Here is a 22,356-nt window from a genome sequence, read left to right on the forward strand (position 1 = left end):
GTGGGCCTGCAATAGAACAGTGTACGAACAGGTGATGACGGCGCTGTATCCCCGCCCTACTGCGCTACTCGGGCTTTGCCCTGCGTTGCTCCTTGAGGACGGGGGCTTAGCGCCTGTATTCTGCTAAAACCGGCCGGGCGCTCTCACCCGGAGAGACGACCGAGGGAGTCGAGGACCGGCGTGGCCAGCGGCTACTGGCTCACCTCGACGAACTGCGAGAGAACGGCGTCTTCGGCGTTGCGGAGCCGATACTGGAGGGTAGAGCGTGGCACGTCGAGTTCCTCGCTGAGCTTGCCGACGGTCGTCTCGCGGGGGCGCTCGTAGTAGCCCGCGTCGGCCGCGGCTTCGAGCACGCCCCGCGCGTCGGGCGAGAGGTCGGCCTCGGCCTGTGAGATGGGGTCCCAGCGGCCGGCCTCGGTGAGGTGTGAGACTTCGAGCGAGAGACCCTCGCGGAGTTCGGTCTCGATGGCGTCGTACAGTTCGCCGACGGGCTGGTCTTCGGGGTAGAGCACCTTCCAGCGGTACTCGCCGCCCGAGCGGCTGGCCTCGAAGATGGCCCCCTCGCCGACGTGGTCGGTGACGATATAGGGCACGGAGTGACAGTCCTGAATCTCGCGCCGGTAGGTGTAGACGGTCAGACTCGTCGCCTCGCGGTCGAGGACGTGGTACTCGCGGTAGGTGTCACAGGCGTGGTCGTCGAGACACTCGTTACAGCGGTCGTGGTCGATGAAAATCTCCTCGGCAGCGCTGATTGCCGTCGCCGGCCCCCGGAGGTGGTCGACCCGCCACATCGCGTCGGTCGTGGTCGTACACTCGGAGGTGCGGGCGGTCAGTCCCGGATGGTCGTGGAACACGTCCATCAGCGAATCGGCTCCCGGCCCGTAGTGAACGACGAATTCGAACTCGCGCATACGCGGAGGGACGCGCTCCAGTGATAAGACAGTTGGTATCTGCCAACTTCCGCTCAGGTGCCTTCGACGAGTCGCTCCAACTGCTCGGGGGGGACGGCACCGCGTGCGCCGTAGCCGTCGTACGCGAACGTGGGCACGCCGGTCACGCCCTGCTGGCTGGCTTCCTCGAACATCCCGCGAACGCGCTCGCGGAGGTCGTCGTCGTCGACGGCCTCGCGCACGAGGTCCGGGTCGACGCCCGCCGCCTCGGCAACGTCGGCGAGCACGTCTGCGTCGCCGATGTCGCGGCCCTCGGTCCACAGCGCCTCGAAGATTCCCCAGTCGAACGTGAGCCACGTCTCGTAGTCGTACTCGTCGTGGACTCGGACGGAGGCCATCTGGGCGGGCAGGGAGTCCACGTCGCGGGAGAGTTCGAGGTCCATCTCCACGTCGTACTCCTCCTGCAAGCGGCGGACGTTCTCCTTCGCCTGCTCGAAGTACTCCTCGTCTTTGCCGTCGTCGACGGAGTGGTCGATGCTCCCGTCGGGGTTGCGCTTCTGTGAGCGCAAGTCGAACGGGTGCCAGTCGATTTCCAGCGGCTCCTCGCGCGTCTCCTGATACTGATCGAGCGAGTGGCGACCCAGATAACAGAAGGGACAGACGTAATCGGAGAAGACGGTGATCTGCTCGCGGCTAGCTGTGTCACTCATACGTAGAGGAGGGTATCAAGCGGGAAAATCACATCGCCATCGGAACCGAGCCGAGGGATTCAGGCCTCGACGCCGATGTCAACGTCCGTGTGCTCGTCGAGGAAGTCGAGCACGTCGCTCGCACCCTGGAATCCCTCCGACCGGCGAGCCACGAGCTCGCCGTCACGGAACAGGAGGAGTGTCGGCACCGACCGGATGTCGAAGCGGTCGACCAGCCCGATATCCTCGCCCGGGTTCACCATTCCGACGGCGATGTCGCTGGCGCGGGCGACGTTGCCGAGGACGGGCTCCATCGCCTGACACAGCGCACACCCCTTGGTGTAGGCTTCGACGAGCGCGAGGTCGTGGGATGCGAGGAAGGCGTCGAGAGCATGCTCGTCGGCAAGTTGTTCCGGCTTGGCGGCGTCGTTCATACCACTCGTAGGTCGCGGCGGCTCAAGTATCGCTCGCCCGGAGCCGAACGGCATTTGCACGCCGACGCGCTTGCGGAGGTATGGAGACGGACGCGCTCGGCGCGCCGGCGAAGATGGCCGACCGGCGCGAGGAACTCACGCCGATGTTGTCGCAGTATCTCGACTTATGCGAGCAGTACCCCGACTCGCTCGTCTTGTTTCAGGTCGGAGACTTCTACGAGACGTTCTGTGAGGCCGCCGAGTTGACGGCGCGCCTGCTAGAGATTACGCTGACGAAACGCGAGGATTCGACGGGCCGGTATCCGATGGCCGGTATCCCCATCGACAACGCCGAAAGCTACATCGAGACCTTACTCGATGCGGGCTACCGGGTCGCCGTCGCCGACCAGGTGCAGGAGCCGTCGGAGACGGCCGGCATCGTCGACCGGGCCGTGACTCGTATCGTCACCCCCGGCACGCTCACCGAGGACGCCTTCCTCGATGAGTCGAACACCTTCGTCGCCGGACTCGCAGACGGGGAGGGCGACGAGCGCGGACTGGCCGTGCTCGACGTGTCGACGGGGGACTTCTACGCGACCGGCGGCGACACGCGGTCGGTACGCGACGAAATCGACCGCTTCGCCCCGGAGGAGGCGGTCATCGCGCCGGGGCTCGACGCCGACGCCTTCGACGGGGAGACGATGGTGTCGCCGTTCCGACCGGACGCCTTCGGCCTCGATTCCGCGCGCGACCGGGTCGCCGCCTACTTCGGCGACCCCGACACCGTGCTCGCGACCGACGCCGAGATTCGGGCCTGTGGTGCGCTGCTCGCGTACGCGGAACACACCCGCGCGGGCGAGGCCGACCGGCTCGACTACCTGAACCGCCTGACCCGGTACGACCCGCGTGAGCACCTGCTGCTCGATGCGGTCGCGCTGCGGTCGCTCGAGCTGTTCGAGCGCCGCGGCGTCGGCGGCCAGACCGACGCGACGCTGTTCGATACCGTCGACGAGACGGCGAGCGCGCTCGGCGCGCGTGAACTCACCGACCGCCTCCGGCGGCCGCTGCTCGACACCGACGAAATTGCCGCGCGCCACGACGCCGTGGGCGAACTTCGCGGCGACGTGCGCACCCGCGAGCGGCTCCACGAGAAACTCCGGGACGTGTACGACATCGAGCGGCTGGTCTCGCGCGTCTCGCGCGGGCGGGCGAACGCCCGCGACCTCCGGTCGCTCAAGTCGACGCTCGACGTGGTACCGGCGATTCGCGACGCGCTGGCGGGAAGCGAGAGCCAACGGCTCACCGCCCTCCACGACCGACTCGACCCCTGTCGGGACGTGCGCAATGAAATCGACACCGCGCTCGTCGCCGAGCCGCCAATCGAACTCACCGAAGGGGGACTCATCGCCGAGGGGTACGATCCGGACCTCGATTCCCTGCGCGCGACCGAACGGGAGGGAAAAAACTGGATCGACGAGCTGGAGACAACCGAGCGCGAGCACACCGGCATCGACTCGCTGAAGGTCGGCTACAATCAGGTCCACGGCTACTACATCGAGGTGACGAATCCGAATCTGGACGCCGTCCCCGACGACTACCAGCGCCGCCAGACGCTGAAGAACTCCGAGCGGTTCGTCACGCCGGAACTGAAGGAGCGCGAATCCGAGATCGTCACGGCAGAACAGCGGGCCGACGAACTGGAGTACGACCTCTTTACCGACCTGCGAAGCTCCATCGCGGCCGAAACCGAGCGCATCCAGTCGGTCGCCGACGCGCTCGCCGCCCTCGATGCGCTCCAGTCGTTCGCGACGGTCGCGGCCGAGCGTGACTACTGCCGGCCGGAGTTGGGCGGCGACGCAGTGGAAGTCGAGGGGGGTCGCCATCCGGTGGTCGAGCGGACTCAGCAGTCGTTCGTGCCGAATCCGACGACGCTCTCCCGGGGCGATATCGCCATCATCACCGGGCCGAACATGGCCGGCAAGTCGACGTACATGCGGCAGGTGGCACTCGCGGTCGTGTTGGCGCAGGCCGGCGGGTTCGTGCCGGCGGCGTCGGCACGGCTTCCAGTCGTGGACCGGCTGTTCACCCGAGTGGGTGCGAGCGACGACATCGCCGGCGGGCGCTCCACGTTCATGGTCGAGATGACCGAACTCGCGACGATCCTCGACGCGGTGACCGAGCGGTCGCTCGTCCTCCTCGACGAGGTGGGTCGTGGTACCTCGACGGCCGACGGACTGGCACTCGCACAGGCCGTCGTCGAGCAGCTCCACGACGTGGTCGGGGCGACCACGCTGTTCGCGACCCACCACCACGCCCTGACGGAGACGGCAGACCGGCTCCCGCGCGCGAGGAACTATCACTTCGCCGCCGACGGGAGCGGGGGGACTGTTTCCTTCTCTCACGAGCTGAAGCCCGGCGCGGCGAGTGGCTCGTACGGTATCGAGGTCGCACGCAGCGCCGGCGTTCCAGACCCCGTCGTCTCGCGGGCACACGAGCTGCTGGACCGGGAGACCGACGAGCAGGCGGGAGAGTCGAGCGAGGAGACAGAACTACCCGACGGCGCCGTCGGGCGGCTCCACGGGGTCGACATCGCACAGACGACGCCACTGGAGGCGCTGGAGCTGCTATCCGAGCTCAAATCACAGCTGGAGTAGCGCGTCGACGAGCAGGAAGCCGCCGTAGCTGACCCCGAGCGCGAGCGCGAGCGAGCCGAGCCACGCGAGCACCGTGTACACCATCTTCTGTCGGGAGACGCCCGCACCGCCGGCAGCGTAGCCCGAGCCGATAATCGCCGAGACGATAATCTCGTTGAACGAGACGGGGACGCCGAAGAAGACGGCCGACTGCGCGATGGCAAAAGAGGGGATGAGCGCGGCGATCGACCGGCGCGACCCGAGACTGGAGTAGTCCTGTGAGAGCGCCTTGATCATGCGGGGCGCGCCGGTCCACGAGCCGGCGAGCAGGCCGAGCCCGCCAGCGAACAGCAGGACGGGCAGCGCGATGTCGATGTTCCCCTGTTCGAGCAGCGGGATGAGCGGCCCGAGCGCGAGACCGACCTGCGAACCGCCGGCCGAGAAGGCGACCAGCCCGCCGAGCGCGAGCAGGAAGTGCCGCTGTCCGGCCGCCTCGTCGCGGGTCAAATCGAGCCGGAGCAGGCCGGCGAAGAAGCCGGCGAACGCGAGCGTCGCGAGGACGGTTCCGGCGAGGACAGTGGTTCCGGTCGCGGCCTCACCGACGACCGCGCGAGTGGCTGCGCTCGCGATACTGCGTCCGGTGTTTCCGGGACCGAGGATGACGAACTCGATGTTGGCGAGCAGGATACCGACGAGGAAGGCGAGTGCGGGGACAGCAACCGACTCGGGGACCCGCTCGTTTCGGAGTAGCTTCGCCGTCACAAAGGCGATTCCGCCGCCGATGAACGGCGTGAGCAGCCACAGCGACGCGATTTCGACGTACTTCGGCCACGCAGGACCGAGCCCGAGCGCGAGTCCGGAGCCGACGACGGCACCGGTGACCGTAAACGCCGTCGCAATCGGGTAGCCGGCGAAGACGCCGACGGCGACGAGCGCGGCCGCCGTCGCGAGCGCGACGATTGCGGCCGTCGGAGAGAGACTCCCGCCGACGACGAGTTCGGAGCCGACGGCTTCGGTGACGTTCGCCCCCTGGAGAAATGCGCCCGCCAGCCCGAGGAGACCGACGACGAAGCCGGCCCGCATCACGCTGATGGCGTTCGCACCGACGGCTGGCGCGAACGGCGTCGAGCCGGACGAACCGGCTCCGATAGCCCATGCCATGAACAGTGAGGCGAGAGCGGCGACGGCCAGCGTGATGATAGCGACCATTATGTGAGAGAGTAGCGTATGCTGTTTATAATCCTGTCAGACGGACCGCTGACGGAAAACGGGTGCAGAATTAGCCGCGGACCGGCATGTACGCCAGTCCGACGATGAGCAGCGACGCGATGGCCGTGATGTAGATGACGCCCCACAGCCCGTTTTGTCGCTCGTGGTAGTAGTCCTGTCGGCCAAGCCCGGTCTGGTACGCGCTCCAGTCGGAGTCGGAGGGTGCGAGAATCACGCGCAGGTCCTCCTCGCTGTGGCCCCTGAAGTGGGCGAAGTAGCTGTTGTCGTCGGCGAGCGTGACGTTGCCACCTTCGGCGAGTTCCCGCTCTGTCGACTCGGAGATGGTCCACGAGAGGGTGGCCACGTCGCTCGTGACCTCACTCATCGTGGTCGTGGTGTTTTCGTACTCGACGGTGTCGCCCTGTTCGAACGTCTCGGCCGCCGGCTCGGGGAGATACTCCGAGAGCGGGACGTTGGTGTCGTTCGAGCGGTAGGTGATGTACTCGAGGCCGTCCTGCATGACGGTCTGGTTGTAGACCGCGCTGTCGGCTTCAAGCAGCGCCGTCGTGTCGAACGTCTGGGTCAGGGTCGCGGTCGGTGGGCTGGCGTCGGCGTCGAGCGTAACGGTGTAGTCGGTGCCGTCGTAGGTGACGGTGGAGCCGTTTTCCCACTCGGCTGTCTGTTCGACTCCGGTCGCGGTGTAGCTCAGACTCCCCACCGGAGCCATCCCCCCACCGCCCCCGTGGCCGCCACCACTGGCTTCTTCCATCGACAGCAGGACGGTGTACTGGGTGCCGCCGCGGGTGAAGGTCGAGCCGTTCTCGTACAGTTCGCCGTTCGGAAGGGTCGTGTCAATCTCTGCCTGTTCCTGGCCGGGTGCCGTAATCTCCGGCTGGTCGGCCAGCGCGTGCACCGAGAACGCGCTCGCTCCCAGCAGCGCGAAGAAGACGAGATATATCGCCGCGACTCGCCGTTGCATAGGTGTGCTACTGAACGGCCGCGTATAGGCGTTACTTTTCACACGTCGACGGATGGCACAACACTCACCCGCTTGCCCCGTGTGCCCTCGACATGGACCAACGGATTCACGACCACGCCGAGACGCTGGTCGACTGGAGTGCACGCATCGAATCGGGCGACGACGTCGTCCTCAGCGTCGCTGAGGGTGCCCACGACCTCGGCGTCGCCGTCGCCGGCGCGCTCGGTGAACGGGGCGCGAACGTCCACACGACCTACGGCTCCAGCGAGCTGTCGCGGGCGTATCTCGACGCCCACGACGGTGAGTTCGACGCCGACCCCGCCCACGAACTCGCGCTGTATGAGAACGCCGACGCCGTGCTCAGACTCGGCGGCGGGAACAACACGGCGGAGACCGCCGACGTGGATTCGGAGACACAGCGGGCCTACGCCGAGTCCCGCGAGGCGATTCGTGAGGCTCGCTCCGACATCGACTGGATGTCGACCGTCCACCCGACGCGGTCGCTCGCCCAGCAGGCAGGGATGTCGATTGCCGACTACCGGGAGTTCGTCTACGACGCCGTGCTCCGCGACTGGCAGTCGCTCGCCGACGAGATGGCACAGATGAAGGACGTACTCGACGCCGGCAGTGAGGTCCACATCGAAAATGAGGGGACCGACCTCACGATGCGAATCGACGGACGTACCGCCGTCAACTCCTGTGCCAGCGTCGCGTACGACTCGCACAATCTCCCCTCCGGCGAGGTGTTTACGGCCCCGTACGCGACCGAAGGGCACGTCACGTTCGACATCCCGATGACCGTGCGAGGCAAGCCGATTCGCGACGCGCGATTTGAGTTCTCGGACGGCGAAGTGACCAGTATCGACGCCGCGCAGGGCGAGAGCGTGCTCTGGGACATCGTCGAGACCGACGAAGGGTCCCGTCGGCTCGGCGAGTTGGGAATCGGGATGAACCGCGGCATCGACCGCATCACCGACAACATCCTCTTCGACGAGAAGATGGGCGGCACCGTCCACCTCGCGCTCGGGCGCGCCTACGACTCGAACCATCCCGAGGGCGAGTCCGGCAACGACTCCGCGGTCCACGTCGACCTCATCACGGACATGCGTGGGGAGTCGCGGCTCTCGGTCGACGGCGAGACCGTCCAGGCGGACGGTCGGTTCCGGTGGGAGTGAGGCTGAACTAGTATTCAGTATTATAAGCGAAACGCTCGTAGCTGTTCGCATGAGCGTGAAACTGACCGCCGCACGCGCCGCCCTCCACGAGGCGCTCAACGCCGACGACGGCCGTGAGACGCGCCGATACGTCGAGGAGAGTATCGAACACATTCACGCGCTGGAGAGAGAACTCGCCCGCGAGGAGAGACGGCGACAGCACCGCGAGGAACGCGCCTAGTGCCACCACTCGCTCCGGCGCACGTCCGGGTCCGACGACCGCAGCGGTTCGGGGAGACCATCGCCGCGTAGCCCGAAGCCGCGGGCCGTCCAGTAGCCGACGTGCCAGCCGCGCGCCTCGGTGTCGAGCCCGGCGACCGTTATCGACAGCCGCGAGTACGTCTCCAACGCGTCGTCGCCGTCGGGGTCCAGCCCGCGCAGCGAGCCACACGAACCGTCACCGTCGCTACAGGGGTCGCTGTCGGTGAGTCGGATCGTGACGTTCGCCTGTTCGGGGTCCGAGACGCGCGTGAAGGTGACGTTCTCCGGAATCGTGCCCTCGGCACCGTCGGCGACGTAGCCGAGCACGGCCTCGATCTGTCGCCGGGTGGCGTCGCGCTCACTCGGGGCGACCCCGTCGTAGTCGACGGCGTACGTGAGGTCCGGCGAGGCCCACGGGAGCGCGCGCTCGGTTGCGTCCGGCTGCGAAAGCGTGTACAGCTTCGCCTGCGCGCTCATCACGTCGCGCGGCTCGCCGTCGTGGCTCAAGCCGAGCGTGTGGCCGAGTTCGTGCTGGAGCAGGAGCACGGTCGAGGCGTCGTCGTAATCCGTCTCGATGCGGACGTTCGCCGGCCGGTTCACCGGGCCGTCGGTGACATACGGCGCACAGCCGGCGGTGAGTTGGGTGCCGTCGTGGCCGCAGCTGTCGATGGTCTCGACGAACCGCACGCGCACGTCGGGGTCGGTCGCGTTCGCTCGGAGTTCATACTCGATTGGGTAGCCGGCGTACTCCTCGCTGCGCTGTTCCCAGTAGGCGAGGGCGTCCTGCACGAGCCGGGCGTAGTCGCGGTCGGTGCCGACCTCGTCGGCGAGCGCGACGGTCAGCGTCTGCTCGCGGTAGGGGTTGTCCGGGTCGCCGGTCCACGACGGTGTCGCCGTGCCGCTGTCGACCGGAGCGGGGAGCGACCCGCCACAGCCGGCCAGCAGGACGACGAGTGCGAGCGAGGCGAGCGCGAGACCACGGCGCATACGTTTCGTTCGCAGGGTCGAGCCATACGGCTTGTGGCTACGGTTTCGACGCCCTTTTGCCCGCGAGCGGAGAAGACGAAGCAAGCACATCGGTTCGGCGGGCTTCCGATGGGCACCTGCTACGGCAGGCCGGAATGTGACACGACGGACGTGTTGAACCACGAACGCCCGCGGAGAACTATGGCACGAAGCTTCTACTCACACATCGCGGAGGCATGGCAGACCCCGAAGGAGGGGAAACTCGCAGAGCTGCAGTGGCAGCGCCAACAGGAGTGGCGCAAGCAGGGCGCAATCGAGCGCATCGACCACCCCACCCGACTCGACCGCGCACGCTCGCTCGGCTACAAGGCCAAGCAGGGCGTCGTCGTCGCCCGCGTCGCCGTTCGCAAGGGCAGCGCGCGCAAACAGCGTTTCAAGGCCGGTCGCCGGTCGAAGCGACAGGGTGTCAACAAGATCACGCGCCGCAAGTCCATCCAGCGCATCGGCGAGGAGCGCGTCTCGCGGAAGTTCCGCAATCTGCGCGTCCTCAACAGCTACTGGGTCGGCGAGGACGGCTCGCGCAAGTGGTTCGAAGTCATCCTGCTCGACCCCGAGCACGGTGCGATTCAGAACGACGACGACCTGAACTGGATCTGCGACGACAGCCAGCAGGGGCGCGTCTTCCGTGGCAAGACCAGCGCCGGCTCGCAGGGACGCGGACTCCGCACGCGCGGAAAGGGTACCGAGCAGACCCGCCCGTCCGTCTCTTCGAACCAGCGACAGGGCAAGTAGACGAACGACTGCAGGCGGTCGCTGAAATAAAAGCGGGTGGCGGTTACTCGTCGTCCGCCAGCAGCTCTTTGATTTCTTCGAGGCGGAAGTAGGAGGCTAACGCGAGAATCGTAACGGGCCAAAAGCCCACGAACTGCCCGCGCTGTTTGTCACCCTGCACGTAGTAGAAGTACAGCGCCAGCATAACCGAGCCGATAGACGCCAGCACCACCGGCCCGAAGCTGTTGTCATCGATACCGTCCGTGAGTTCGTTTGATGTGCTCACGCATATCTATTGGTTCCAACCAACATATTATTTCGGTCCAGCAACATCTGTGTGTCACCCACACCTGTCCGTACGCGACAGCCATGTGAATAGAGAGCAAACCACTTGCCCGAGGCGTGCATACACTCACACATGAGCGAGGATACGAAGATGGTTATTGCAGGGGTGCTGTTGAGCCTGATTGCTGCGGCAGAGGTGTTTCCAATCTGGCAACGGCTCCGTCGGAAGGGGTCGTGAGCGGGGACGCTTCTGCTCAGACAGCAGTTTAACATGACCCGAGCCGAGGGGCGCAGAATACTCGCCCCCCGAGAGATTCCCAGCGCGTTCACGAATCCACACATAGTTCCGAGGCGTGACTCGAAACGTGAGGAGTTTGGGGAGCTGCCGAGAAGCGAAGTCCCCACTCGGAAAATCGCGGATACACTTTTCCCCCAGCCACGCCCACACGGCCTATGGGCGACGATTCGACAATCGACCGCATCGACACGGGGAAGAAGCGACAGACGGTGTCGCGGCTCGGACGCATCCTGTTCGGACTGGGTATCGCGCTACAGGCGTCGGAGGACTTCCGCGACATGGAGGACAACGTCGAATACGCCGACTCCGCGGACGTGCCGTTCCCCGAACTCGCCGCGCCGCTCGGCTCGGGGACGGCCCTGCTCGGCGGGCTCGGCATCGCGGCGTGGAAGCTGCCGAAGGTGGCGACGGGAGCGGTGGTGGCGTTTCTCGCCGTCGTGACGCCGACGATGCACGACTTCTGGAACAAGGAGGACGCGAGCGGCGAGCGGCTCGCCTTCTTCGGGAATCTGGCGATGTTCGGTGCGGCAGTCGCGTTCCTGCGGGAGGCCTACCGATAGAGTTCGGCGTCGAGATACGCGTCAAGGACGGCGCGGACGCGGCGGGCGATCGACGGGTCGGTCGTCACGCCCCACAACATCCCACCGGAGGCGAGCGCGACGAGCACCACCGCGGTGTCGTCGGGGTCGACGGGGTGGAACGCGCCCGCCTCGACGCCGGCGTCGATGACCGCGGCGATGCGGTCGTGGATAGCGGCGTGGAGGTCGGACAGCGAGTCGGCGTACGCGTCGTCGTGGGCGGCGCGCGCGAGCAGCTCGAGCAGCGCGACCCGAAAGGCGCGCCGGTCGGGGTCGATGTCGCGGGGGAGAATCCCGTCGAGCAGGCTGTCGAGCGTCTCGCGGGGGTCGTCGTCACCGTCGATATCGAAGTCGGCGCGGAACTCCTCGACCAGATACGAGAGGAACTCGCGGAGGATGGCGTCTTTGTCGTCGTAGTGGTAGTAGAGCAGCGACTTGCTCTTCGGAAACTCGTCGGCGATGGCCTGGATAGTGAGGCCGGCGTAGCCGTGGTCGACAAGCGCGGCGTACGTGGCGGCCATCGCCTCCTGTTCGGTTTCGCTGCGCTCGCTCATACACAGGAGCACACGACCGGAGCAAAAGCAGCTTCGGTCCGAAGTTAAGTGGGAAGCCGCGGCCACCCCCGGTATGGCCGACCGAACGCTCGTCGCGTACGAACGCGCCGACGGCTACGACGCCCACTACGCCCACGACCGCCCCGACCCCGACCAACTCACGCCGGCGACCCCCTTCGGCGGACCGACCGACCGCGACCTCGACCGCCTGCAGGCGCGGCTCGACCCGCTCGGCATCGACCTCACCGACGCCGGCGACCGGACCGCCGTCTCCCCGCTCCCGGAATCCACCGGTCTGACGTGGCGAGAGGTCGTCGCGGGACTCGATTACCAGACGTACACCTGGTGTTATCGCATCGATCGTGAGTGGACCGTCGAGCAGTATCTCGTCTGTCATCTCGGACTCGGCGCGCGCGGCGGGAAAGAGCGCGACCCGGTCGGCGACGGGGTTATCCTGCCGGTCGCGGACCACGAGCGCGAGTACGCTCACGGCTGGTTCGAGGGGACGAAGGCCGCGACCGCCGATATGGTCGGGTGTGGCGTGTTCGGCGAAGAGCGCGCCCGCGAGTACATGGACGGCCGGGTGCGCTCCTTCGCCGGAGAGCGGGACTGTTATCCCCGAGTCGGAGCGGTTTAGCGACCGCCGACCCAGCCGTCAGTATGGACCGCGACGCGAGCGAGACACGCAACGAGGTGCAGGCCGGACTCGACGCCGGGGAGATGGTGACGGTGTTCGGTCGGTGTCGCGTCGACTACGACGGCCGGGCGAGTTCGGAGCTCGGACCGGGCGACCGGCTGCTCGTGTTGAAGCCCGACGGCACCGCGCTCGTCCACACCGACGAGGGGCACCAGCCGGTGAACTGGCAGCCCCCCGGCTGCGACCACGAGAGCCGACTCACGGACGGTGAGCTCCACATCCACAGCACGCGCACGACCCCCGAGGAGACGCTGGACATGTACTTCGCGTCGGTCGCCGCGGTGAACCGATACGCCGTCACCGACGACTCGGAGCTGTCGGTGTCGGGGACGGAGGCAGACCTGCGTGAACGCGTCCTCGAGTCGCCCTCGCTCGTGGAGTCGGGCTTCGAGCCGCGGGCGACGGAACGGGGGACCGCCGCCGGCGCGGTCGACATCTACGGCGTCGACGGGGACGGGAACGCGGTCGTCGTAGAGTTGAAGCGGCGGCGGGTCGGTCCCGACGCAGTCGGGCAGTTAGACCGGTACGTCACGGCACTCCGACGGGAGAGCCACGACGGAACGACGGTACGAGGAATCCTGGTCGCGCCGTCGGTGACCGAGCAGGCGAGTGAACTGCTCGCCGAACAGGGGTTGGAGTTCGTCGCGCTGGAGCCGCCCGAGTAGCTTACTCGTTTTCGGGGTCGGCCGCCAGTCCATCTTCCTCGGCGTCGGCGAGGCGGGTGACGCGCGCTTTCATGATGCGGGTGTTCTCGACGGCTTCGACCCGAATCTCGACGTTGTCGAACTCGATGGTCTCGCCCTCCTCGACGAGTCGGCCCGCGCGATTGAAGATGAAGCCGGCGATAGTCTCGAACTCCTGGCCTTCGGGGAGTTCGATGTCGAGCCGGTCGTTCACGTCCTCGATGTTCACCTCGCCGCGCACGATGGCGGTGTCGTCGTCGACGAACTCGATCGGCTCGTCCTCCTCGCCTTCGAGAATCTCGCCGACGATCTCCTCGGTGAGGTCCTCCATCGTGAGCAGCCCCTCGGTCGTCCCGAACTCGTCGATGACGACGACGAGCGGCATCCGGTTGTGCCGCATCTCTTTCAGCAGTTCGTCGACGTTCTTCGATTCGGGGACGTGGAGCGTCGGCTCGATGACCTGCTCCAAGTCGAGGTCCTCGTTCTCGCCGTAATCGAGGTCGCGGACGAGGTCGCGGATGTGGACGACGCCGACGACGTTGTCGAGGCTGCCCTCGTAGACCGGAAGCCGGGCGTGGCCCGACTGGATACAGGTCTCGATGGCCTCCTCGGCGGCGGCGTCGACGGGAACGGCCGTCATGTCGAGTCGCGGCGTCATCACCTCCTTGGCGATGGTGTTGTTGAATCGGAAGACGCGCTGGAACATCTCGCGTTCGTCCTCCTCGATGACCCCCTCGCGTTCGCCCGTCTCGATGATGTCGCGAATCTCCTCGCGGGTGACGTACGACGTTTCGATGGCCGACCGCCCGCCGGTGATCTTGTTGACCAGCCGGGTCAGGTGATCGAAGATGATGATGAGCGGGTAGAGGACGTACTCGGCGATCTTGAGCGGGCGAGCCACCCGCAGCGACCACGACTCCGTGTTCTCGACGGCGTAGCTCTTGGGTGCGGACTCGCCGAACAGCAGGACGATAGCCGTGATGCCGAAGGTGGCGACGGCGACCGCCTGCCCCTGTGAGAGATACAGCGCGAACACACCGGTCGCGATAGAGGACATCGCGATGTTGACGATGTTGTTGCCGACGAGAATCGTAATCAGGAGCCGGTGGGGGTCGTCGCGAAGCTGCTTGAGCGTGTCAGCGCCGGGGGTGCCCTCCTCGGCCAGCGTTTCGATGCGGTGGCTCGCGAGTGAAAACAGCGCAATCTCCGAGGAGGAGAAGAACGCCGAGAAGACGATGAGTACGCAGATGACGGCGATGCCGAACGCGAAGAACGCCTCTTTCGAGACCGTCGTGACGTACAAGTCGATTTGGCCCGACTGCAGGAGAACGCCGAGTTCCGGTGGTATGCCCATTTGAGACGACACGAGGTTACCGGGGGAGGGGATTAAGCCTTGTCTCCCGTTTCCCCGGGCGGTATGCTTACAGAGCCGTCAGTCGTACCCCGGCGTATGTCAGCACCGATAACGCTGTACCGGCTGCAGGGCTGTCCGTTCTGTGAGCGGGTCGTCCGCGCGCTGCAGGATCACGGCGTCGAGTACGACTCCCGGTTCGTCGAGGCGCGCCACTCCCGGCGAAACGCCGTCCAGCGCATCTCGGGGTCGCGAACTGTCCCAGCCATCGTCGACGAGAACACCGGCGTCACGATGTCCGAGTCGGCCAACATCGTCGAGTACGTCGAGCGGACGTACGGCCACACCGAGAGCGAACAGGTACGGGCCGACGGGGGGGACGCGTAGATGGAATTGGAGTTCGACGTCGTCGAGTTCGAGGAGACGGACCACGTCGCCGCGGGCGACACCGCCCCCGACTTCACCCGCCCGCTTGTCAACCACGAGTACTGGGAGGACGCCTCCCTGTCTGAACTCGCCGCTGACGACCCCGTCCTGCTCGTCTTCCACCCGATGGACGGCGACTTCCCGGCGACGTACATCTGGCAGGAGATTCGCGACCGCGAGTGGAGCGACTACGACGTCAAGCTCGTCGGACTCTCCATCTCGACGCCGTACGAGCACAAGACGTTCATGCGCGACTGGAAGGAGTTCGAGCAGTTCCAGTTCTTCTCGGACCCGGCAAACGGCGTGGCACAGGAGTACGACATCGTGAACGACCTCGACGGCATGGCGGGCATCGAAGAGCCGCGGCCGGCGGTGTATCTGCTCGATTCGGACCTGACGGTCGAGTGGGCGTGGGTCGCCGAGGAATGGCCCGACTTCCCGCCGTACGACGCCATCGAGAGCGAACTCGACGACCTGTAGGTGAGCGACGTCGACCGCGCGGCCGACGCCATCCGTGCCGGCAAGCTCGTCGTCTACCCGACAGAGACCGTGTACGGACTCGCAGCCGACGCCACCGATTCCGCGGCCGTCGAGCGCGTGTTCTCGGCGAAGCAACGTGCCCCGGACAAACCCGTCTCCGTCGCCGTCCCGTCGGTCACAGCCCTTGTAGACCTGCTCCCGCTGACCGATCGCGAGCGACGGTTCGCGGGCGAGTTCCTCCCCGGTCCCGTGACGGTCGTCGTGGACAGGGGTGACCTACCGGCGACACTCACCGGCGGCGGTGGCCGGGTCGGCGTGCGCGTTCCGGAACATCCGCTCGCGCGCGACCTGCTCGACCGCGTCGCGCCGATCACGGCGACGAGCGCGAACGTCTCCGGACGCGAGAGCGCCCGCACCGTCGCCGACCTCGATGCGGAGATTCGCGAGGCAGCGAGCGTCGTGCTCGACGGCGGGAAAACCCCGGGCGGGGAGCCGTCCACCGTCGTTGACGTGGGCCGCGAGACGGTCCACCGGGCTGGACCACTCGTGGACGATATCGAGGCGTGGCTCGCCTCACAGTAGCGACCGGAGCGACCGCGTCTTCGTCCCGCACCGCGACCGGTACTCGCAGGCGTCACACTTCGCGTCGTTCTCGATGCGCGAGGGCGGCCCGTCGATGCTGCTGGCACGAGCCAGCGCCTCCCGGTAGCGCGCCTTCTTGCGCGTCGTGAGTTCGACCGTCCGGACCCGGCCGTAGGTCGGATACTCGACGTACGCGCGCTCGATCGATTCGCCCAGCTCCCACGCGAGCGCCTTCGCCGCCGCGACAGCGCGCACGCTCTGTGGTGCCCAGACGCCCTCCTCAGGCGGCTCGCCGGCCGAGACGAGCGAGACTGTCGGCACCGAATCGTCGACCTTGTGGGCGATGCCGCGGGCGTCTTTCCCCTCCAGCAGCACCTCCGTCCGGTCCGGCTCCGCGAGTAGCTCCCACGCGTCGTGTTCGCGCAGACAGCCGAGGTTCGCCCGGTACTGGGTCGGCGTGACGGCAATCGGCTCGCTCGCGAGGTCGCTGTCCGGGTCGGCGAGTTCGGAATACCGGAAGGCGAGTCGCCGCTTCGCCCGGACGGTCTCGGGGATCTCGAACTCGTCGTCGCGACGGCGGTAGTAGAGCTTGCGCGGGCAGTACGCGGCGGCGGCGAGGTCGGCGAACGTGGACACGCGGGGAGTGTGGCGGCTTCGATAATAATCTGTGAGTCTTTTTCAAGCCGGGGGGCCGAGTCGTCGTATGGACGATATCGCGTTCGGAACCGACGGCTGGCGCGCCACGCTCGACGTGTTCACCGACGAGCGGGTGCGTATCGTCGGGCAGGCGGTCGCCGACACCATAGACGGCGGCCCGCTCGTCGTCGGCTACGACGCTCGCCCCACCTCGCGGGGCTTCGCCGAGTCGCTCGCCGACGTGTTGACAGCGAACGGTATCGACTGCGTGCTCCCCGAGCGCGACACCCCGACGCCGGTCGTCGCGTGGGCCGCACGCGACGGAGAGTTCGCCAGCGCGTTGATGGTAACGGCCAGTCACAACCCACCCGAGTACAACGGCGTGAAACTCATCGGTGAGACCGGTGCACCCGCGTTACCGGAACGGACCGAGGCCGTCGCCACGAATCTCCGTGAGCCAATCGCGAGCGACGAACGGGACAACGGGTCGGGTGCAGTGACGGAACGTGACCTACTAGGGCCGTATCTCGACCACGCGCTCGGACTCGTCGACGCCGACCTCTCGGGGCTGACGGTGGCGTACGACGCGATGTACGGCTCCGGGCGCGGCGTCACCGACCGGCTGCTGGAGGCGGCCGGCGCGGAGGTGGTTCGGCTCCACTGCGAGACGGACCCCGAGTTCGGCGGCACGCCGCCCGAGCCGACCGGCCCGCGGTTAGGAAAGCTGATACGCACGGTCGAGACGGGCGAGGCCGACATCGGCGTGGCGAACGACGGCGACGCCGACCGACTCGGCGTCGTCACGCCCGAGCGCGGCTACCTCGACCCGAACCGCTACTTCGCGGCGATCGCCGACGACCTGCTCGGGTCCGATCCCGGCGACGTGGTCCGGACCGTGAGCACGACCTTCCTCTTGGACCGCGTGGCGCAGGCACACGGCCACTCCGCCCACGAGACGGCAGTCGGGTTCAAATGGGTCGCGCAGGCGATGACTGACCACGACGCCCGCGTCGGCGGCGAGGAGTCGGGCGGGTTCGGTCTCCGTGGCCACCTTCCCAACAAGGACGGCGTGTTGTTCGCACTCCTAACCGCGGCCGCAGAGCGCGACGAGCGGTTCGACGCCAGGGTCGACCGGCTGCTCGCGACCCACGGCGAAGTGGTGCAGGACCGCGTGAGCGTCGACTGTCCCGACGACCGGAAAGACGCCGTGCTCGCGGCCTTGGAAGGCGAGATTCCCGACGAGGTGGTCGGCGCGGCGGTGGAGCGTGTCGTCACCGTCGACGGGTTCAAACTCCTGTTGTCGGACGGCTCGTGGCTGCTCGTCCGACCGAGCGGGACGGAACCGAAGTTACGCGTCTACGCGGAATCGTCGTCCTCGCGCCGGGTGAAGGCGATTCTCGCGGCCGGCGAGTCACTCGTGGAGCCGCTCGTCTGAGCGGACGCCACGGAGCCGCCCGTTTCCGGTCGGCGAGATGTCGAACTCGAGCGTCTCGTAGAAGGGACGGACGCGCTCGTCGAAGCTAGCGACGACGGGGTCCCACCGCTCGGTTGCCTCCTCGACGAGTTCGGTGCCGATACCCTGCCCGCGGCGGCGCGGGCGAACGGCAATCGCGTGGAGTTCCCCTCGGTCGCCCCGGCCGCCGTCGACCTCGACTGCCGCGCCGCCGAGGATGCGGTCCGACTCAGTCGCAACGAGCACCTCCATCGTCGGGAGGTCCGGCACCTGCAACATCGCCACGTCGAAGATGGAGCGGACGGTCTGGTACTCGCCGCTCGTCGCTCCACGGACGTTCATACCGGAAGGAGGGACGCGAGCCGTGTTAACCCCAGCGACCGCCTTTGATGAGCCGAAGCACCCGGACGCGGTCTGTCTCGACCGGCGCGTCCTCGGGGACGGGGGTCCCGTCGACGAGCACCGTCGCCTCGTGCATCGAGTAGCCCAGCCGTTCGATGAGGTCCCCGTAGGTCGCCTCGCTCCCGACGGTGACGGTCTCGGTCGCTTCACCGACCACCTCACAGGTCACCTCCATCTCACTCACCCGCTCGGAGTTGGTGTTCGTAGTAGGCGAGCGGGTGTGAGAAGTCGCCGCAGGCGTCCGGCTCGCAGTCGCCGTTCGCCTCCATCGTCGCACACGAAGGCGGGGAGAACTGCGAACCGTTCTCGCCGGCGAGCCGTTCATACTGGTAGCGGTGTCGCTCCTCGTCGTCGCCGACGACAGCTGCGATTTCGGCGTAGCTCGCGCCCGTCGCGGCGAGGAACGTCAACACCGCGTACCGGCCCGTCACGCTAATCTCGTCCTCGCGGGCCTCCTCGACCAATCTGTCGATACACGGCGGGAACGCCGCGGGTTCGAACTCGTCCACGTCGCCCGTCGACTCGACCGGCGCGAGCGCGTGCTGGAGCGTCTCGACCTCCGGGGCGAGCGCGTCGGCGATGGAGTCGGGCACAGAGAGGGGAAGCCCGTCGGCCACGCGCTCGCGCACGGCCTCTCGCAGGAGTCCGTACAGTTCGCGCCGCGAGACGATGACCGTCCCGTCGGCGAGCGCGCGGGTCGCCAGCCGCCACCGCCGACCGTCCAGCGGCGCGGCCAGTTCGAGATACGTCGTCACGCCCACCTCGAAGCGGCCGTCGCCGACGGCGGTCACGTCGCCGCCAACGTCGAAGTCAGCGAGCAGGGAGGGGAGGGTGAGCGCGTCGTCGCTCGTCGATTTGAGCCGCGTGTCGGCGTCGAAGTCGTCGGTGAATCGCTCGTACGCGAGCGTCGCCTCGGCGGTGGCGTACTTCTCGACGGCACCGCGCACGTCGAGCAGAGAGACGAGCACGCGCGCGACCGGGTACGAGAGCAGTTCCGCGCGCACGCTCCAGCGGCTCTCGGGCGCGACGGTCCCCTCGACGAGCGCGCGCTCGACGCGCTCGACGCCGCGCTCGACGGCGGGACCACCCTCCTGTACGACGGTCGCTAAGTCCACGTCTGCGGTCTCCACGGCCTCGCGGGAGGCATCGAGGAACGGGTAGCGGGCGTGGAGTCGTTGCACAGGCCGAGTTGTCGGGGGCTGTGGATAAGTACGACGGTCGCACAGAAGGCTGTGTGAGCCACCCACAGCGGATGGAAAGCTTAAGGCCCGAACGCCGCCCACTTCGGCCAACGAGGATTCTATGAGCGACGCCGAACACGGCTACGACCACACGACGGTCGAACGACGCTGGCAGGACCGCTGGGACGACGAGAACGTCTACCGGACGCCCGACGACGCCGAGGACCCGATGTACGTTCTCGGGATGTATCCGTACCCGTCGGGAAAACTCCACATGGGCCACGTCCGAAACTACACGATTACGGACGCGTACGCCCGCTACCGCCGGATGTGTGGCGACGACGTGCTTCACCCGATGGGGTGGGATTCGTTCGGGCTGCCCGCGGAAAACGCCGCCAAGGAGCGCGACACGAATCCCCATGACTGGACGATGGACTGTATCGACACCATGCGCGACCAGATGCGGTCGATGGGCTTTGGCTACGACTGGGAGCGGGAAATCACGACCTGCACCCCCGACTACTACCAGTGGAACCAGTGGCTGTTCACCCGCTTCCACGAGGAAGGGCTGGTCGACCGCCACGAGTCCGAGGTGAACTGGTGTCCCTCCTGTGAGACGGTGCTCGCCGACGAACAGGTGGAAGGCGACGCGGAGCTCTGCTGGCGGTGTGACACCCCGGTCGAGCAGCGCGAGCTCGACCAGTGGTTCCTCGCCATCACGGAGTACGCCGACGAACTGCTCGACGCCATCGACGACCTGGAGGGGTGGCCCGACTCCGTCCGGCAGATGCAGCGCAACTGGATCGGTCGACAGGAGGGGACACAACTCCCGTTCGAGGTTCGTGAGCCACAGCGCGGCGAGGAGTACGGCGAAGTGGAGGCGTTCACGACCCGTGCGGACACCGCCTACGGCGCGACATTCTTCGCACTCGCCCCCGGTCACGAGATCGCACAGGCCGTCGCCGGGCGCGACGACGACGTGGCCCACTTCATCGCGGAAGAGGCCGACCCCGAGGGGGAGGAGCCGAACGGCGTCGCCACCGACCTGACGGCGACGAATCCGGTGACGGGCGAGGAGCTTCCCGTCTACGTCGCCGACTTCGTCCTCTCGGACGTGGGGACGGGTGCCCTGATGGGCGTGCCCGGCCACGACGAGCGCGACCACGAGTTCGCGACGAAGCTCGGTATCGACATCCTCCCGGTCATCGCCCCGAGCGAGGACGAAGTTCCGGACGTGTCCGAGTCGGCGTATACCGAAGACGGAGTCGTCGTCAACAGCGGCGACTACTCCGGGGTGGACTCCGAGGCCGCACGCCAACAGATTACCGCCGACACCGCGGGCGCAGAAGCGACGACCCAGTACCGACTGCGCGACTGGGGAATCTCCCGCCAGCGCTACTGGGGGACGCCGATTCCGGTCGTCCACTGTGACGGCTGCGGCCCGGTGATGGTCCCCGACGGGGACCTCCCGGTCGAACTGCCGGAGTTCATCAACACGACCGGAAATCCGTTGGACGCCGCCGAGGAGTGGAAAGAGACGACCTGTCCCGACTGTGGCGGCGAGGCCACCCGCGAGACGGACACGATGGACACCTTCGTCGACTCCTCGTGGTACTTCCTGCGGTACGTCTCACCCGACCTCGCTGAGGCACCGTTCGACCGCGAGCGAGCCAACGAGTGGATGCCCGTCGACCAGTACGTCGGCGGCGACGAACACGCCGTGATGCATCTGCTCTACGCTCGCTTCTTCACGAAGGTGTTGGCCGACACCGAAGGACTCGACCACCGCGAGCCGTTCGAGAACCTGCTCGCACAGGGGATGGTCCAACTCGACGGCTCGAAGATGTCGAAGTCGAAGGGGAACACCGTCTCGCCCCAGCGCATCGTCGACGAGTACGGGGCCGACACCGCCCGCTTGTTCATCATGGAGGCGGCCCAGCCGGCCCGCGACTTCGACTGGAGCGAACAGGGCGTCAGGTCGACGCGGGCGTTCCTCGACCGCCTCCACGAGCAGGTCACCGACCTGACAGAGGGTGATTACGCCGGCGAGCGCGACACGACCGCCGAGTACGTCGCGAGCGAGATCGACGCCGCGGTCGCCATCGCCGCCGACGAGTACGACGACCTCAGATTCAACGTCGCAGTCCGGGAGGCACAGGACCTCTCTCGCACCCTGCGCGGCTACGTCGAGTACGTCGACGACCCGCACGCCGAGACGGTCGGGCGGGGGCTGCACGCCGTCGTCTCTCTGCTCGCACCCGTCGCACCCCACCTCGCGGAGGAGCTGTGGGAGACGCTCGGGCACGACGAGTTCCTCGTGAACGCCGCGTGGCCGGACGGCGGGGACGCAGAAGACGCAGCCGCCCGCCGAACCCTCGTGGAGAACACCCGCGAGGACGTGCGCGACATCATCGACGTGGCGGGCATCGAGGACCCACAGCGCATCGACGTTGTCGTCACGCCCGAGTGGAAGTACGACGCGCTCGGAATCGCCATCGAGTCGGACGCGCCGAACGTCATCTCCGAGCTGATGTCCGAACCGTCCATCCGCGAGCAGGGGGACGCCGCCGCCAGCTACGGACAGGACCTCCAGGAGAACCGTGAGGCGCTGACCCGACCGCTCACCCCCGAGACGGAGTACGAGACGCTCCAGCGGGCCGCGTGGCTCATCGAACGCGAGTTCGACGCCGAGGTGCGCGTGCTCACCGCCGAAGAGGCCGACGACGACAGCCACGCCGAACCCGGTCGGCCGGCCATCGACATCGAGGAGTAACGTTTTGCTCGC

The 22,356-nt window shown here is 67.2% G+C and carries 25 protein-coding genes; 12 read left to right on the top strand and 13 right to left on the bottom strand.

Annotated features, from left to right (window positions below):
* Positions 1-191 precede the first annotated feature (191 nt).
* The 3 genes from DMP03_RS07575 to DMP03_RS07585 are packed head-to-tail and all read right to left on the bottom strand — an operon-like array spanning position 192 to position 2,013.
* Positions 192-911, bottom strand: a complete 720-nt coding sequence (locus tag DMP03_RS07575) for a helix-turn-helix domain-containing protein (protein WP_152120108.1) — start codon at positions 909-911, stop codon at positions 192-194.
* Between the two features lie 53 nt (positions 912-964).
* The gene (locus tag DMP03_RS07580; protein WP_152120109.1) at positions 965-1,600 is read right to left on the bottom strand and encodes a DsbA family oxidoreductase; all 636 of its coding nucleotides are present in this window, start codon (positions 1,598-1,600) and stop codon (positions 965-967) included.
* Positions 1,601-1,659: 59 nt separating this feature from the next.
* Complete coding sequence (locus DMP03_RS07585) at positions 1,660-2,013, bottom strand: thioredoxin family protein (protein WP_152120110.1); 354 nt, start codon at positions 2,011-2,013, stop codon at positions 1,660-1,662.
* 80 nt (positions 2,014-2,093) lie between these two features.
* On the opposite strand from DMP03_RS07585, the gene mutS reads away from it, so the two are divergent.
* Complete coding sequence (mutS, locus tag DMP03_RS07590; protein WP_197739307.1) at positions 2,094-4,646, top strand: DNA mismatch repair protein MutS; 2,553 nt, start codon at positions 2,094-2,096, stop codon at positions 4,644-4,646.
* Here the strand turns inward: mutS and DMP03_RS07595 are convergent.
* Together DMP03_RS07595 and DMP03_RS07600 are read right to left on the bottom strand one after the other, a co-directional pair.
* Positions 4,632-5,834, bottom strand: a complete 1,203-nt coding sequence (locus tag DMP03_RS07595) for an inorganic phosphate transporter (protein WP_152120111.1) — start codon at positions 5,832-5,834, stop codon at positions 4,632-4,634. The genes mutS and DMP03_RS07595 overlap by 15 nt on opposite strands.
* A 70-nt stretch (positions 5,835-5,904) precedes the next feature.
* A complete protein-coding gene (locus tag DMP03_RS07600; RefSeq protein ID WP_152120112.1) occupies positions 5,905-6,813 on the bottom strand; it encodes a hypothetical protein in 909 nt (302 codons plus the stop codon).
* A 92-nt stretch (positions 6,814-6,905) separates the two neighbouring features.
* Between DMP03_RS07600 and DMP03_RS07605 the strand changes: the two genes are divergently transcribed.
* Both DMP03_RS07605 and DMP03_RS14265 read left to right on the top strand, forming a co-directional pair.
* Positions 6,906-7,988 carry an aminopeptidase gene (locus tag DMP03_RS07605; protein ID WP_152120113.1) on the top strand — a complete coding sequence of 361 codons (1,083 nt, stop codon included), beginning with the start codon at positions 6,906-6,908 and terminating at the stop codon, positions 7,986-7,988.
* 49 nt (positions 7,989-8,037) lie between these two features.
* Positions 8,038-8,208: a hypothetical protein gene (locus DMP03_RS14265; RefSeq protein WP_172967102.1), complete on the top strand. Its 171-nt coding sequence runs from the start codon at positions 8,038-8,040 to the stop codon at positions 8,206-8,208.
* Here DMP03_RS14265 and DMP03_RS07610 read toward each other — a convergent pair.
* A complete protein-coding gene (locus DMP03_RS07610) occupies positions 8,205-9,215 on the bottom strand; it encodes a matrixin family metalloprotease (protein ID WP_152120114.1) in 1,011 nt (336 codons plus the stop codon). The two genes, DMP03_RS14265 and DMP03_RS07610, sit on opposite strands and share 4 nt — an antisense overlap.
* Positions 9,216-9,395: 180 nt before the next feature.
* Here DMP03_RS07610 and DMP03_RS07615 point away from each other — a divergent pair, with 180 nt between their 5' ends.
* On the top strand, positions 9,396-9,986 hold the full coding sequence (locus DMP03_RS07615) for a 50S ribosomal protein L15e (protein WP_152120115.1): 591 nt from the start codon (positions 9,396-9,398) through the stop codon (positions 9,984-9,986).
* 43 nt (positions 9,987-10,029) lie between these two features.
* On the opposite strand, the gene DMP03_RS07620 is transcribed toward DMP03_RS07615, so the two are convergent.
* Positions 10,030-10,251: a hypothetical protein gene (locus DMP03_RS07620; RefSeq protein ID WP_225870789.1), complete on the bottom strand. Its 222-nt coding sequence runs from the start codon at positions 10,249-10,251 to the stop codon at positions 10,030-10,032.
* Positions 10,252-10,703: 452 nt separating this feature from the next.
* Here DMP03_RS07620 and DMP03_RS07625 point away from each other — a divergent pair, with 452 nt between their 5' ends.
* Positions 10,704-11,108 (top strand): DoxX family protein, encoded by a 405-nt coding sequence (locus tag DMP03_RS07625; RefSeq protein WP_152120117.1) that lies wholly within the window; start codon positions 10,704-10,706, stop codon positions 11,106-11,108.
* Here the strand turns inward: DMP03_RS07625 and DMP03_RS07630 are convergent.
* Complete coding sequence (locus DMP03_RS07630; protein WP_152120118.1) at positions 11,099-11,680, bottom strand: TetR/AcrR family transcriptional regulator; 582 nt, start codon at positions 11,678-11,680, stop codon at positions 11,099-11,101. The genes DMP03_RS07625 and DMP03_RS07630 overlap by 10 nt on opposite strands.
* A 73-nt stretch (positions 11,681-11,753) precedes the next feature.
* Between DMP03_RS07630 and DMP03_RS07635 the strand changes: the two genes are divergently transcribed.
* Entirely contained in the window at positions 11,754-12,317 is a 564-nt protein-coding gene (locus DMP03_RS07635) for a DUF6735 family protein (protein WP_152120119.1), read from the top strand.
* Between the two features lie 23 nt (positions 12,318-12,340).
* A complete protein-coding gene (nucS, locus tag DMP03_RS07640; protein ID WP_152120120.1) occupies positions 12,341-13,042 on the top strand; it encodes an endonuclease NucS in 702 nt (233 codons plus the stop codon).
* A 1-nt stretch (position 13,043) separates the two neighbouring features.
* Here nucS and DMP03_RS07645 read toward each other — a convergent pair whose 3' ends face one another.
* Positions 13,044-14,414 (bottom strand): hemolysin family protein, encoded by a 1,371-nt coding sequence (locus tag DMP03_RS07645; protein WP_152120121.1) that lies wholly within the window; start codon positions 14,412-14,414, stop codon positions 13,044-13,046.
* A 96-nt stretch (positions 14,415-14,510) separates the two neighbouring features.
* On the opposite strand from DMP03_RS07645, the gene DMP03_RS07650 reads away from it, so the two are divergent.
* From DMP03_RS07650 to DMP03_RS07660, 3 genes are read left to right on the top strand one after another with little or no spacing between them, the layout of a single operon-like run.
* Positions 14,511-14,798 (top strand): glutaredoxin family protein, encoded by a 288-nt coding sequence (locus DMP03_RS07650; RefSeq protein ID WP_152120122.1) that lies wholly within the window; start codon positions 14,511-14,513, stop codon positions 14,796-14,798.
* Positions 14,799-15,317, top strand: a complete 519-nt coding sequence (locus DMP03_RS07655; RefSeq protein ID WP_152120123.1) for a redoxin domain-containing protein — start codon at positions 14,799-14,801, stop codon at positions 15,315-15,317.
* Positions 15,318-15,899, top strand: a complete 582-nt coding sequence (locus tag DMP03_RS07660) for an L-threonylcarbamoyladenylate synthase (RefSeq protein WP_152120124.1) — start codon at positions 15,318-15,320, stop codon at positions 15,897-15,899.
* Here DMP03_RS07660 and DMP03_RS07665 read toward each other — a convergent pair.
* Positions 15,891-16,535: a CRISPR-associated protein Cas4 gene (locus DMP03_RS07665; RefSeq protein ID WP_152120125.1), complete on the bottom strand. Its 645-nt coding sequence runs from the start codon at positions 16,533-16,535 to the stop codon at positions 15,891-15,893. The two genes, DMP03_RS07660 and DMP03_RS07665, sit on opposite strands and share 9 nt — an antisense overlap.
* Positions 16,536-16,602: 67 nt before the next feature.
* Here DMP03_RS07665 and DMP03_RS07670 point away from each other — a divergent pair, with 67 nt between their 5' ends.
* The gene (locus tag DMP03_RS07670; RefSeq protein WP_152120126.1) at positions 16,603-17,970 is read left to right on the top strand and encodes a phosphoglucomutase/phosphomannomutase family protein; all 1,368 of its coding nucleotides are present in this window, start codon (positions 16,603-16,605) and stop codon (positions 17,968-17,970) included.
* Here DMP03_RS07670 and DMP03_RS07675 read toward each other — a convergent pair.
* From DMP03_RS07675 to DMP03_RS07685, 3 genes are read right to left on the bottom strand one after another with little or no spacing between them, the layout of a single operon-like run.
* Positions 17,947-18,330, bottom strand: coding sequence for a GNAT family N-acetyltransferase (locus DMP03_RS07675; RefSeq protein WP_152120127.1), 384 nt, complete (start codon positions 18,328-18,330; stop codon positions 17,947-17,949). The two genes, DMP03_RS07670 and DMP03_RS07675, sit on opposite strands and share 24 nt — an antisense overlap.
* Positions 18,331-18,355: 25 nt before the next feature.
* Entirely contained in the window at positions 18,356-18,565 is a 210-nt protein-coding gene (gene samp2, locus DMP03_RS07680; protein WP_152120128.1) for a ubiquitin-like small modifier protein SAMP2, read from the bottom strand.
* 1 nt (position 18,566) lies between these two features.
* Positions 18,567-19,571 (bottom strand): DNA primase large subunit PriL, encoded by a 1,005-nt coding sequence (locus DMP03_RS07685; protein WP_152120129.1) that lies wholly within the window; start codon positions 19,569-19,571, stop codon positions 18,567-18,569.
* Positions 19,572-19,692: 121 nt separating this feature from the next.
* On the opposite strand from DMP03_RS07685, the gene leuS reads away from it, so the two are divergent.
* Positions 19,693-22,344 carry a leucine--tRNA ligase gene (leuS, locus tag DMP03_RS07690; protein ID WP_152120130.1) on the top strand — a complete coding sequence of 884 codons (2,652 nt, stop codon included), beginning with the start codon at positions 19,693-19,695 and terminating at the stop codon, positions 22,342-22,344.
* Positions 22,345-22,356 lie beyond the last annotated feature (12 nt).

Origin of the sequence: Halosegnis rubeus, from assembly GCF_009184545.1 — an archaeon.
Lineage (GTDB): Archaea > Halobacteriota > Halobacteria > Halobacteriales > Haloarculaceae > Halosegnis > Halosegnis rubeus.

Excerpts from the sequence above, each read along its gene's own strand:
- DMP03_RS07630 (WP_152120118.1), bottom strand. The coding sequence starts at position 11,680 with ATGAGCGAGCGCAGCGAAACCGAACAGGAGGCGATGGCCGCCACGTAC.
- DMP03_RS07655 (WP_152120123.1), top strand. The coding sequence starts at position 14,799 with ATGGAATTGGAGTTCGACGTCGTCGAGTTCGAGGAGACGGACCACGTC.
- DMP03_RS07580 (WP_152120109.1), bottom strand. The coding sequence starts at position 1,600 with ATGAGTGACACAGCTAGCCGCGAGCAGATCACCGTCTTCTCCGATTAC.
- DMP03_RS07575 (WP_152120108.1), bottom strand. The coding sequence starts at position 911 with ATGCGCGAGTTCGAATTCGTCGTTCACTACGGGCCGGGAGCCGATTCG.
- DMP03_RS07600 (WP_152120112.1), bottom strand. The coding sequence starts at position 6,813 with ATGCAACGGCGAGTCGCGGCGATATATCTCGTCTTCTTCGCGCTGCTG.
- DMP03_RS07585 (WP_152120110.1), bottom strand. The coding sequence starts at position 2,013 with ATGAACGACGCCGCCAAGCCGGAACAACTTGCCGACGAGCATGCTCTC.
- DMP03_RS07605 (WP_152120113.1), top strand. The coding sequence starts at position 6,906 with ATGGACCAACGGATTCACGACCACGCCGAGACGCTGGTCGACTGGAGT.
- leuS (WP_152120130.1), top strand. The coding sequence starts at position 19,693 with ATGAGCGACGCCGAACACGGCTACGACCACACGACGGTCGAACGACGC.
- DMP03_RS07675 (WP_152120127.1), bottom strand. The coding sequence starts at position 18,330 with ATGAACGTCCGTGGAGCGACGAGCGGCGAGTACCAGACCGTCCGCTCC.
- DMP03_RS07610 (WP_152120114.1), bottom strand. The coding sequence starts at position 9,215 with ATGCGCCGTGGTCTCGCGCTCGCCTCGCTCGCACTCGTCGTCCTGCTG.
- DMP03_RS07645 (WP_152120121.1), bottom strand. The coding sequence starts at position 14,414 with ATGGGCATACCACCGGAACTCGGCGTTCTCCTGCAGTCGGGCCAAATC.
- mutS (WP_197739307.1), top strand. The coding sequence starts at position 2,094 with ATGGAGACGGACGCGCTCGGCGCGCCGGCGAAGATGGCCGACCGGCGC.
- nucS (WP_152120120.1), top strand. The coding sequence starts at position 12,341 with ATGGACCGCGACGCGAGCGAGACACGCAACGAGGTGCAGGCCGGACTC.
- DMP03_RS07635 (WP_152120119.1), top strand. The coding sequence starts at position 11,754 with ATGGCCGACCGAACGCTCGTCGCGTACGAACGCGCCGACGGCTACGAC.
- DMP03_RS07595 (WP_152120111.1), bottom strand. The coding sequence starts at position 5,834 with ATGGTCGCTATCATCACGCTGGCCGTCGCCGCTCTCGCCTCACTGTTC.
- samp2 (WP_152120128.1), bottom strand. The coding sequence starts at position 18,565 with ATGGAGGTGACCTGTGAGGTGGTCGGTGAAGCGACCGAGACCGTCACC.
- DMP03_RS07670 (WP_152120126.1), top strand. The coding sequence starts at position 16,603 with ATGGACGATATCGCGTTCGGAACCGACGGCTGGCGCGCCACGCTCGAC.
- DMP03_RS07650 (WP_152120122.1), top strand. The coding sequence starts at position 14,511 with ATGTCAGCACCGATAACGCTGTACCGGCTGCAGGGCTGTCCGTTCTGT.
- DMP03_RS07625 (WP_152120117.1), top strand. The coding sequence starts at position 10,704 with ATGGGCGACGATTCGACAATCGACCGCATCGACACGGGGAAGAAGCGA.
- DMP03_RS07615 (WP_152120115.1), top strand. The coding sequence starts at position 9,396 with ATGGCACGAAGCTTCTACTCACACATCGCGGAGGCATGGCAGACCCCG.
- DMP03_RS14265 (WP_172967102.1), top strand. The coding sequence starts at position 8,038 with ATGAGCGTGAAACTGACCGCCGCACGCGCCGCCCTCCACGAGGCGCTC.